This window comes from Noviherbaspirillum saxi, from assembly GCF_003591035.1.
Taxonomy (GTDB): domain Bacteria; phylum Pseudomonadota; class Gammaproteobacteria; order Burkholderiales; family Burkholderiaceae_D; genus Noviherbaspirillum; species Noviherbaspirillum saxi.
In genome coordinates, this window is record NZ_QYUO01000001.1 from 1,191,679 (window position 1) to 1,202,807 (window position 11,129).

The window sequence follows — 11,129 nt, forward strand, 5'->3', positions numbered from 1 at the left end:
GAGGGCGCAGCAAGGATTCACGCGTCTTGGTGCGCCCTCTTCTCCTGATGGAAGAGGGCCTACCCTTACTTGCCCGGCTCTGCCTTTGCGTTATAGCGCTTGCTCCACTCGGTCAGTATCCGGTCGCGGTTCTTTGCCGCCCAGTCGAAGTCATTCGGCTTCACCAGCAATGCTTCATAGTTTTCCGGAATTCCTTCCATCTTTTTCGCCACGCCCGGATAGGCGACGATTGCCCACCAGTTGGCGCTGATCTGGTTGGCTTCCTTGCTGGCCATCCAGTCGACCAGTTTTTTCGCGGCGTCGACGTGTTTCGTCTGCTTGATGATGCCGCTGCCTTCAATATCCCAGCCCAGCCCTTCCTTGGGGAAGATCAGTTCGATCGGTGCGCCGCTGCGCAGCACCTGATGGGCGCGGAATTCAAAGGAAATGCCGATCGGGAATTCGCCCGAACCGGCTTGCTTGCACGGCTTGGATCCGGAATGCACATACTGTGCAACGTTTTCATGCAATGCATCCATGTATTGCCAGGCTTGCTGCTCGCCCCACATCTGCAGCCAGGCGGTGACATCGAGATAGCCGGTGCCGCTCGATGCGGGGTGGGGCATGGTGATCTTGCCGCGATACACCGGCTTGGTCAGATCTTTCCAGCTTTCCGGTTTAGGCAAATTCAGTTTCTTGGCTTCGACGGTATTGAAGCAAACGACCGCGCCCCAGACATCCATGCCGACCCAGTGCGGCGGACGTTTCTGGTCGGAGAACATCTGATTCAGTTCCTTGAAGCCGGCCGGTTCATACGGGAGCAGCATGTTTTCCTGCGACAGTAAGGCAAGGCTGCTGGCGGCGACGCCGAGCACCACGTCGGCTTGCGGATTGGCCTTCTCGGACATCAGTTTGGCGGTGATCACCCCGGTGGAATCGCGGACCCAGCGGATCTCGATGTTAGGGTGGGCCTTTTCAAAAGCGGTCTTGTACATCTTCATCGCGTCGGTCTCGATGGCGGTATAGACCAGCAACGAGGTTTTCGACTGGGCGGAAGCATCGGCGGCAACCAGACCAAACGCCGACAAGGCGACTGCGCACGACTGCAAGAATTTAGCAAAGGGATGTTTCATCGCAAATCTTCTCCAAGTGGTTAAAACACATCATCAGAAGTAGCTACGTCCTCTATTTCTACTTATTTCCTGTCACCTATCATGGCTGTCATCAGGATTATTTATAAGTTTCCTGAAGGTACGTATCGAATACCACAATACCCATGAATTATTACCACAGGATGAATTGTATATCGTAGATTGTAGACAATCTACATTTTTTCACATAAAATTGTTTTCACTGATTTGGAGCATTCATGAATTCAACCATCCCTGACAACAACGCTATTGCCCTCTTGCAGCAGCATTCCCTTCCTTCCCTGGTGCAAAAGGAAATCGAGAAATTGATTTTGTCCGGCGAGCTGACCGCCGGGTCCAAGCTCAACGAAGTCATGTTCGCCGAACTGCTTGGCGTCTCCCGGGGGCCGGTGCGCGAGGCATTCCGTGCGCTGGAAGGCACCGGCCTGGTGCGCCAGGAAAAAAACCAGGGTGTGTTCGTGCGGCAAATCTCGATAGAGGAAGCCGATGAAATCTATGAAGTGCGCGGCGCTCTGGATGAACTGGTCGGGCGCAAGCTGGCAGAGATCATTACCGATGAGCAGATCGTGGAACTGCGCGATCTCTTAAGCAGTATGGACATGCAGGTCGAGGAAAAAAATGTGGATGGCTACCACGCCCTCAATCTTGAATTTCATGACCGGTTGGTCCGGATGACCGGCAACCGCAAGCTGCTCGATACCTATCGCCGCCTGGTCAATGAACTGAATCTGTATCGCCGTACGGCGCTCGCCCAGAAAGGCACGCTGCCGGTATCGACCCGTGAACACCACGAGATCGTGGACATGATCGCCAGCCGTGACATCAACGCGGCCGGCGAAATAATGCGTGCGCACGTCATTGAAAGCCGTCATCGAATGCATCGCGCGCAGGCCAGTACCACCCCCGATTGACTTCCCCATCTACCCTTGAAAGGTAATGCAATGACTGCCACTCCCCTTACCGTGAACGGACGTGCCTACCAATGGATGGAGCACCCCGTCGTCATCGTCTGCGTAGACGGTTGCGAACAAGAGTACATCAACCAGGCCATGCAGGCCGGTGCGGTACCTTTCCTGCAAAAACTGGCGGAGAGTGGCACGGTGTTGTCGGGCGATTGCGTCGTCCCAAGCTTCACCAATCCGAACAACCTGTCCATCGTCACCGGCGTGCCGCCTGCGGTCCATGGCATCTGCGGCAATTACTTTTACGATACGCAGGCTGATGCTGAAGTCATGATGAACGATCCCAAATACCTGCGCGCGGGGACGGTACTCGCTGCGTTTGCCGATGCCGGCGCCAAGGTCGCGGTCGTCACGGCAAAGGACAAGCTGCGTACCTTGCTCGGCTACAAGATGAAAGGAATCTGTTTCTCGGCCGAGAAGGCCGATCAGGCGGACCTTGCCGAGTACGGTATTCCGGACATCGTCAGTCTGGTCGGCATGCCTGTGCCATCGGTATACAGCGCGGAGCTGTCGGAGTTTGTCTTTGCTGCGGGCGTCAAGTTGATGGAAACGGCCAGGCCCGACTTGATGTATCTGTCCACCACCGACTATATCCAGCATAAGTATGCGCCCGGTACCGATGGCGCCAACAAGTTCTACGCGATGATGGACCGCTATCTCGCACAGCTCGATGCGCTAGGCGCGACGATCGCGCTGACCGCCGACCACGGCATGAACGCCAAGACCGATTCGGCCGGAATGCCGAATGTGGTCTTCCTGCAAGACGTACTGGACGAAGCTCTGGGCAAAGGCAGGACGCGCGTTATCCTCCCGATCACCGATCCGTATGTGGTGCACCATGGCGCACTTGGCTCGTACGCTACCGTGTATGCCGGCGAAGACATCGATCTTGGTGCACTGGCAAAACGCATCGCTGCTATTCCTGGCATCGAACTCGTGCTCGACCGCAAGAGTGCCAGCGAGCGCTTCGAACTGCCGCCGGATCGCATCGGTGATTTGGTCGTCGTCAGCGAGCGTCTGGCCGTGATCGGTACATCGTCGAGCAAGCATGACCTGTCTGGCCTGGAGCTGCCGCTGCGTTCGCATGGCGGCATCTCGGAACAGCGCGTGCCCATCCTGTTGAACCGCAAATTGCATGGCATGCCCGGCGCACAGCGTTTGCGCAATTTCGATGTGCTGCATCTGGCATTGAATCACGCACGGTAAGGACCCCGCAGCAGTGCCCGAAGCGCATGCGGTTGCAGCGCTTTCGGCAATCACATTCAAGACACCTGTTCAGGAAAAGGAGAGACATCATGTCATTGCTGACACAACTCGGCGCACTGCGCCGGGGCGAACCCTTGCACCAGAAAATGCGCATTGCCGGACAACTGATGGGCGGCGAACGCGTCATCGATGTGACCAACCCCTACACCGGCGCGCTGATCGGCACCATTCCCAAAGCGAGTGTCGCCGAGATCCAGCATGCATTTCGTACCGCGAAAAATTTCAAGTCGACGCTGACGCGTTATGACCGCTACAAGATCATGCTCCGCGCGTCCGAACTGCTGCGCGCCAACGCGGATGCGATCTCGGATCTGATCACCGCCGAATCCGGTCTGTGCAAGAAGGATACGCTGTACGAAGTTGGCCGCGCGTGCGACGTGTTCCAGTTCGCCGCCAACCAATCGTTGGTCGACGATGGCCAGGTTTTTTCCTGCGACCTGACACCGCACGGCAAACAGCGCAAGGTATATACGATGCGCGAGCCGCTACTCGGCGCGATCTCGGCCATCACGCCGTTCAATCATCCGCTCAACCAGGTTGCGCACAAGGTTGCGCCGTCGATCGCCACCAACAACCGGATGGTGCTCAAGCCGACGGAAAAGACGCCTTTCTCGGCATTGCTGCTTGCAGATATCCTGTACGAAGCTGGCCTGCCGCCGGAAATGTTTTCCGTGGTCACCGGCGACCCGCGTGAGATCGCGGATGAAATGCTGACGAATGCCGATATGGATCTCGTCACTTTTACCGGCGGCGTCCCGATCGGCAAGTACATCGCCGGCAAGGCAGTGTACAAGCGCCAGGTGCTGGAGCTTGGCGGCAACGATCCCATTATCGTGATGGAAGATGCCGATATCGAAGAAGCGGCGACACTTGCCGTTTCCGGATCCTACAAGAATTCCGGTCAGCGTTGCACCGCCGTCAAGCGCATGATCGTGCATGAAAAAATCGCCGACCGCTTTGTCGAACTGCTGGTGGAAAAGACGCGCGCGATCAAATATGGCGACCCGATGAATCCGGACAACGATATGGGTACGGTCATTGATGAACCAGCAGCGCGTGGCTTCGAATCAAAGGTGAACGATGCGATCGAGCATGGCGCCAAACTTTTGTATGGCAACGTCCGCAAAGGCGCGCTGTATTCACCGACGGTGCTCGATCATGTGCCGGAAACCTGCGCGCTGGTCGCCGAGGAAACCTTCGGTCCGGTGTCGCCGGTCATCCGCTGCAAGGATATTGCCGATGCGATCCGCATTTCGAACTCTACACCGTATGGCCTGTCATCCTCGGTCTGTACCAATCGCCTCGATTACATTACCCGCTTTGTGCGGGAGCTGGAGGTTGGCAGCGTCAACGTACGCGAGGTACCCGGCTATCGTCTGGAGCTGACGCCGTTTGGCGGCATCAAGGATTCCGGCCTCGGGTACAAGGAAGGCGTGCAGGAAGCGATGAAGAGTTTCTGCAATACCAAGACCTATTCACTTCCCTGGGCGTAAGCCATGCTGACGATAGAACAGATCTGTCATTTGTTCGAAAAGGGAGGCGACCGGACCTACGCCGGCGAGCCGGTTACGCAGCTCGAGCATGCGCTGCAATCGGCGGCGCTGGCGCAGCAGGCAGGCGCTGATGTCGAGCTGGTATGCGCCGCGCTGCTGCATGACCTCGGGCACCTGGTCAACGACAAGGGAGACACTCCCACTGCGCGCGGTATCGACGACCTGCATCAGTACTGCATGCTGCCGCTCCTGCGCAAGCTGTTCCGGCCGGCGGTACTGGAGCCGATCCGGCTGCATGTCGAAGCAAAGCGCTATCTGTGCGCGATCGATTTCGAATACCTGTTGCACCTGTCGGCCGATTCTCGCCGCAGCCTGCATTTGCAGGGCGGAGTCTTTACTCCGGAGCAGGCGGCGGAGTTCAGCAGGAAGCCGTTTGCCCAGGACGCACTGCGACTGCGTGCATGGGACGATCGTGCCAAGATGGCTCGCATGAAGACGCCGGCACTATCCGAGTTTGTTCCAGTCATGCAGACTTGCGCCGCGCTCAAGGCTGCCGAACAACCGCAATACTCCTGATACGGGAAACTTCATGATGCGTCCCTTTTGGATAGAGCAAGCACTGTTCCGCGACGGTGAATTGGCGCCGGCGCTGCAAGGCGATCAGACCGCTGATGTCTGTATTGTCGGAGGCGGTTTCACCGGCCTGTGGACAGCCTTGCAGTTGAAACAGCAGAATCCCGAGTTGGATATTGCGCTTATTGAAAGCGACTTGTGCGGCGCCGGCGCCAGCGGCCGCAACGGCGGCTGCATGCTGACCTGGTCGACCAAGTTCTTTACGCTGCGGCGCCTGTTCGGTGAGACCGAAGCGCTGCGCCTGGTCAAGGCATCGGAAGCGGCGGTCTATCATATCGCTGAGTTTTGCCGTCAGCATCATATCGATGCGGAACTGCGGCTTGACGGCACTCTATATACCGCCACTGCGCCGGCGCAGATCGGCGTGCTCGATCCGGTACTGCGAGAGCTTGAGGCGCATGGCATCAATTCCTTTCATCAGTTGCCGTCCCATGAGGTGCAGCGCCGGTCGGGATCCGCAAAAAATCTTGCCGGAGTCTATTCGCCGATCGCCGCCACGGTGCATCCCGGTAAATTGGTGCGCGGCTTACGCCGTGTTGCCATTGAAATGGGCGTTCGCATTTATGAACGTAGCCAGATGCTGGACTTCACTCCAGGGCCGACTGTCACGGTGCGTACACCGTCCGGAACCGTGCGTGCCGGGAAGCTGGTCTTTGCAATCAATGCATGGATGGCAAGCCGCTTTCCACAATTTGAGCGCACCATTGCCGTCGTATCGAGCGACATGGTGATCACTGAAAAATGTCCAGAACTGCTGCAGCGCATCGGGCTTGCCGATGGCGTGTCGGTGCTCGACTCGCGCACATTCGTCTATTACTACCGCACTACCGAAGACGGGCGTCTGATGCTGGGAAAGGGCGGAAACACCTTTGCCTGGCGTAGTCGGGTTTTGCCGGTGTTTGACCAGCGCTCGCCCTATGAAGCCGCGCTCACCGACAGTCTGCGGGCATTTTTTCCGGCATTGTCCGCGGTACCGATTACGGCAAGCTGGAACGGTCCATCGGATCGCTCGGTAACCGGCTTTCCGTTCTTTGGGGTGCTTAACGACGAGCCGAATATTTTTTATGGCTTCGGTTATTCCGGCAATGGCGTCGGTCCCACCTACATGGGAGGCCAGGTCTTGTCGTCGATGGTGCTTGGCGCGGACAACGAATGGACGCGTAGTCCGATCTCCAAGGGGCCGCGCGGCTATTTCCCGCCGGAGCCAATACGCTACATCGGTTCGATCATGGTGCGCAATGCGATACGGCGCAAGGAAATGGCGGAAGACCATCACCGGAATCCCTGGCTGTTCGACAAGATGCTAAGCAAATTTGCCAATGCCGCAGGCAAGGCCGATAAGGCCTGATACCAACTGAAGCGTAATCGTGAAACGCTTCTTCAAGGCGAATACCGACCCGTTTCATTCAACCGTCGCTATCACCGGCGTATGGTCTGAAGGCTGTTCCCATTTGCGCGGCACCTTGTCAACGATGCATGCAGTACAGCGGGCGGCAAGCGGCAGCGACAACAAAATATGATCGATGCGCAGCCCCATGTTGCGGCGGAACGCCATCATCCGGTAATCCCACCAGGTATATATTTTTTCCGGTTGTTCGAACAGCCGGAAAGAGTCTTTGAACCCTAATCCGATCAAGCGCTGGAATGCCGCGCGCTCAAGCTCGGAAACCAGCACCTGTCCCTGCCATGCGACGGGATCGTGCACATCGCGGTCTTCCGGTGCGATGTTGTAGTCGCCGAGCAGCGCCAGGTTTTCATGCACCTTCAGTTCATCGGCCAGCCAGTCATGCAGCGCTTCCAGCCAGCGCAGCTTGTACTGGTATTTGTCGGAGCCGACCGACTGTCCGTTAGGAATATAGGCGCATACCACACGCATTCCTTCGATGGTCGCGGCGATGAAGCGCTGCTGTTCATCTTCGAAGCGCGGGTTGTTTTTCACGATCTCGCTCATCGGATGTTTGGACAGGATGGCGACGCCGTTGTAGGTCTTCTGGCCGGTGAATACGACGTGGTAGCCGGCTGCCTCGATCTCGGCGGCCGGGAATTTGTCGTCGGTCAGCTTGGTTTCCTGCAGACACAGAACGTCGACCGGATTTTCGGAAAGCCACTGCAAGACTTGGGGGAGACGAACCTTAAGAGAATTGACGTTCCAGGTGACTAATTTCATATGTCGGTGAAAAGTAGGATGTATATCGGGCGCTGGCTATCGGCATCGATTTCCGCCTTCAGGCAACAGGCCTTTCAGAGGTGCATGCATTCGTGAACAGAATGCGCATATTACTCTGAGACCAGGGCGTATGCAGAGAGTCTTCCGGAAATCGCGCGCGCCTCGAAAGCCGGGCCGACGATGATCTACTTTCTTTCGACTGCTGGATGGACGCTACACCGTAAATTCCATTCCATTTTGCATGACGCCGATCAGAGCGGCTTTGTTCTCGGCGCTTTCACTGAACCCGAGCAAGACATCGGCCCGGCTCCACTGGTTCGATCCAAGAACAGTCGTCCAAGTGCTCATCCCGCCTGCATCGGGAGCCCGATGCAGGACGTTCTGATATAGCAGTGTTACAAAGCTCGACACTGGCACGTTGGAACCGTACTTCGATATGAATTCCGGTGTGGTCTGGAAGAATGCCGCAGCGTCCCTGAGGGCATTGCCCTGGTCGAGCCAGCCTATCCACGAACCCAGGCCGCCATTGTCCGGCTTCCGGTCGAATGCAGCCTGATAAAGCCGATATGCCTGACCGGCGGTGCCCTCGGTGTCAAATGCAAGATACTGATCCTGAAACTTGAGCCGCTCGATTCCGGACAGCGAGTCGCTTCCTTCGTTACCGGCCCTTGCGTTGACAGTCATGCCGGCGGTGTTCCGTGTAACGGTGAAATCGCTGCGGTTACGGTAGAACACGGCATAGTCCGTGCCCGTGCCGCCGGTGATGTTGTCATTGCCGCCCCAGCCGGCAAACCACTCATTTGCGCTTGAACCGGTGATGGCATCCGCGTAACCGGACCCCATGACTCCCTCGAAGCTGCCATACAGCCAGTCCAGCGTGGTGGAGGTGGCTGCGCCGTCTCTTGGCTCTGCGACCCCGATAGAAAAGGGCAGACCTCCACTTTGTTCTACGATACCCAGGTTGATGTTCCAGCCGTATTGCGAGGTGCTGGCATCGACATAGTCGGACCCCGACGGATCAAAGAATGTCTGAAACACGCCGGTGTTGGTCAGCATATGCCGGGTGTCGCCCGCATTTGTCGCAAGATTGGCACCGTAGATGGATTGCAGGGCAATCACATCCAGAATCATGGGAGAGGCAGGATGCAGGCTCAATGCCGAGAGCGGATTCGTCTCGTTGTACGACATGATGGTTGCTGCATCGATGTCCAGGAGCGACCCGCCGACGTCGTTGAAGGTCGGATGACCCGTGCCCCCATTGTCGTGGGGATGCTTGAGCCCCAGCGTGTGGCCTATCTCGTGCAGCAAAACATAGAATCCGGCCGCGCCTGGGGTGTAGCTTGCGGTCACGGCCGAAAAACTGGAAAGATTCATCCAGATGTCCCCGGGTGCGTTCGTGTAAACGGCCCTCAGGCTGGGCGGCAGCAAGGCCTGCGTCAGCTGGGAATTTGGAAAATATCCAAGTGCCCAGGTATTTGCACTGCTGAAGATGGTTCCCGTTCCATCAAGAGAGAAGACCATATCCGCATTTGCGGTATTCGGATCGGGGTAATGGCCGGTATATCGAAAATTGATATGGGCGAAGTAAGAGAAGGTATTGAATGCCTGCGTGATGGATGCCGCGGTAGCAGATGGGTTCGGCCAGGATTGGGAACCGAAATTCGCGAGAGCCCATGTGATGGTGCGTGACGGATCGAGATTCCAGTAGGTGCCGTTAGTCAAGGCATCTATACCGTTGGATCCTGTAAGAGGAAGAAGCCCAATACCCGGTGTCGCCATGTGCTCTCCTTGACCGGCTATGCAATGCGGGCTATCAGTCTATTTTTTCTTGCCACTTACTCCTTTGATTTGTCACAAGCGGTTCCTATCCACCCATGTCCTCGTATTCTTGATTGACGGCAAATGCCATGTCTCCGATTCATTGATGGCCGGCCAAGATGGCCATCAATGAACTGTTCTTAAGCCTGTTTCTTGCCGTTGCCGTTCGCACGATTCAGCAGGAAGGTGGTCAGCAAGGGCACCGGACGTCCGGTCGCGCCCTTTGCCGCGCCGCTCTTCCATGCCGTTCCGGCGATATCCAGATGCGCCCAGGTGTACTTGCGGGTGTAACGCTCAAGGAAGCAGGCCGCGGTGATGCTGCCGCCCGGAGGCCCGCCGATGTTCGCCATGTCGGCGAAGTTGGACTTGAGCTGCTCCTGATAGGCGTCCTCGATTGGCATGCGCCATGCGGTATCGCCGGTGGCCTTGCCGGCGGCCAGCAGTTCTTCCGCCAGGTCGTCATGCGCATCGTCGTGGCGCGTGAACAGGCCGGTGTTGTGGTGGCCGAGGGCTGTCACGCATGCGCCGGTCAGGGTCGCGATGTCGATCACCGCCGCCGGCTTGAAGCGCTCGACATAGGTCAGCGCGTCGCACAGGATCAGGCGGCCTTCGGCGTCGGTGTTGAGAATTTCAATGGTTTGTCCGGACATCGAAGTAACGATGTCGCCGGGCTTGGAGGCACGGCCGGACGGCATGTTTTCGCAGGCCGGGATCACGCCGATGACATTGAGCTTGAGGTTCATTTCACCAATGGCGCGGAAGGTTCCCAGCACCGATGCTGCGCCGCACATGTCGTATTTCATTTCATCCATGTTGGCGCCCGGCTTGAGGGAGATGCCGCCCGTGTCGAAAGTGATTCCCTTGCCCACCAGCACTATCGGCGCATCCTTGGCCTTGCCGCCCATATGCTTGAGCACAATGAATTTCGGCGGCTCGTCGCTGCCCTTGGTCACGGACAGGAAGCTGCCCATCTTCAGGGCTTCAAGCTGCTTGCGGTCGAGGATTTCGATGCCGAAGCCAAAGTCCTTGCCCAGCTGTTTGGCAGTATTGGCAAGATAGGTCGGCGTGCAGATGTTGGGTGGCAGGTTGCCGAGATCCTTGGTCAGCGCCATGCCGTTCGCCAGCGCGATGCCCTGCGCGATGCTGCTCTTCGCGGCAGCATCCATGCCGAGGAAGGCGATTTTCTTGACGCCGTTCTGTGGCGCATCTTTCTGGCTCTTGGTCGTATCGTAGCGGTAGCCGGCGTCACGCACGGCCAATATCGCGCCGCGAATGGCCCAGGCGGCGTCGCGGTTCTTGATCTGGTCAAGGGGAAGGGCGATCGCGCCTTCGCTTGCGCCCAGCGTCGAAAACGCCTTGGCAATCGACTGCATTGCAGAGGTAAAGGTTTTTTCCGAAAAATCACCTTCCTTGCCCAGGCCGACCAGCAGGATGCGCTCGGCCGTCACGCCATCGACGCCGCGCAGCAGCAGCGTCGAGCCGGCCTTGCCCGTGATGTCGCCGGACTTCAGCGCCGCGGCGATCTGGCCCTTGCGGTCCAGCGATTGCGCGGCTTGCGACAGTTTCTTATCTTCAAATACGCCTACTGCGAGGCAGCCGGTCTTGAAACCGGAGAGGCCGGTTTTTGCGTCGTATGGTTTTATGCTAAAGTCCATGGTCA

The 11,129-nt window shown here is 57.5% G+C and carries 9 protein-coding genes; 5 read left to right on the forward strand and 4 right to left on the reverse strand.

The window, feature by feature from the left end:
* Positions 1-65: 65 nt before the first annotated feature.
* Positions 66-1,112: a putative 2-aminoethylphosphonate ABC transporter substrate-binding protein gene (locus D3871_RS05705; RefSeq protein ID WP_119768008.1), complete on the reverse strand. Its 1,047-nt coding sequence runs from the start codon at positions 1,110-1,112 to the stop codon at positions 66-68.
* A gap of 236 nt (positions 1,113-1,348) precedes the next feature.
* Here D3871_RS05705 and D3871_RS05710 point away from each other — a divergent pair, with 236 nt between their 5' ends.
* The 5 genes from D3871_RS05710 (at position 1,349) to D3871_RS05730 (ending at position 6,832) form a co-directional block, all read left to right on the forward strand.
* On the forward strand, positions 1,349-2,041 hold the full coding sequence (locus D3871_RS05710) for a phosphonate utilization associated transcriptional regulator (RefSeq protein ID WP_119768009.1): 693 nt from the start codon (positions 1,349-1,351) through the stop codon (positions 2,039-2,041).
* Positions 2,042-2,071: 30 nt separating this feature from the next.
* On the forward strand, positions 2,072-3,298 hold the full coding sequence (phnA, locus tag D3871_RS05715; RefSeq protein ID WP_119768010.1) for a phosphonoacetate hydrolase: 1,227 nt from the start codon (positions 2,072-2,074) through the stop codon (positions 3,296-3,298).
* A gap of 89 nt (positions 3,299-3,387) precedes the next feature.
* A complete protein-coding gene (gene phnY, locus D3871_RS05720; RefSeq protein WP_119768011.1) occupies positions 3,388-4,851 on the forward strand; it encodes a phosphonoacetaldehyde dehydrogenase in 1,464 nt (487 codons plus the stop codon).
* 3 nt (positions 4,852-4,854) lie between these two features.
* Complete coding sequence (locus tag D3871_RS05725) at positions 4,855-5,427, forward strand: phosphonate degradation HD-domain oxygenase (protein WP_119768012.1); 573 nt, start codon at positions 4,855-4,857, stop codon at positions 5,425-5,427.
* A 16-nt stretch (positions 5,428-5,443) separates the two neighbouring features.
* Entirely contained in the window at positions 5,444-6,832 is a 1,389-nt protein-coding gene (locus D3871_RS05730) for an FAD-dependent oxidoreductase (protein WP_119769918.1), read from the forward strand.
* 54 nt (positions 6,833-6,886) lie between these two features.
* On the opposite strand, the gene xth is transcribed toward D3871_RS05730, so the two are convergent.
* From xth to D3871_RS05745, 3 genes are all read right to left on the reverse strand, one after another.
* The gene (gene xth, locus D3871_RS05735) at positions 6,887-7,651 is read right to left on the reverse strand and encodes an exodeoxyribonuclease III (protein WP_119768013.1); all 765 of its coding nucleotides are present in this window, start codon (positions 7,649-7,651) and stop codon (positions 6,887-6,889) included.
* 213 nt (positions 7,652-7,864) lie between these two features.
* Complete coding sequence (locus tag D3871_RS05740) at positions 7,865-9,430, reverse strand: DUF4214 domain-containing protein (protein ID WP_119768014.1); 1,566 nt, start codon at positions 9,428-9,430, stop codon at positions 7,865-7,867.
* A 179-nt stretch (positions 9,431-9,609) separates the two neighbouring features.
* Entirely contained in the window at positions 9,610-11,124 is a 1,515-nt protein-coding gene (locus tag D3871_RS05745; RefSeq protein ID WP_119768015.1) for a leucyl aminopeptidase, read from the reverse strand.
* Positions 11,125-11,129: the final 5 nt, after the last annotated feature.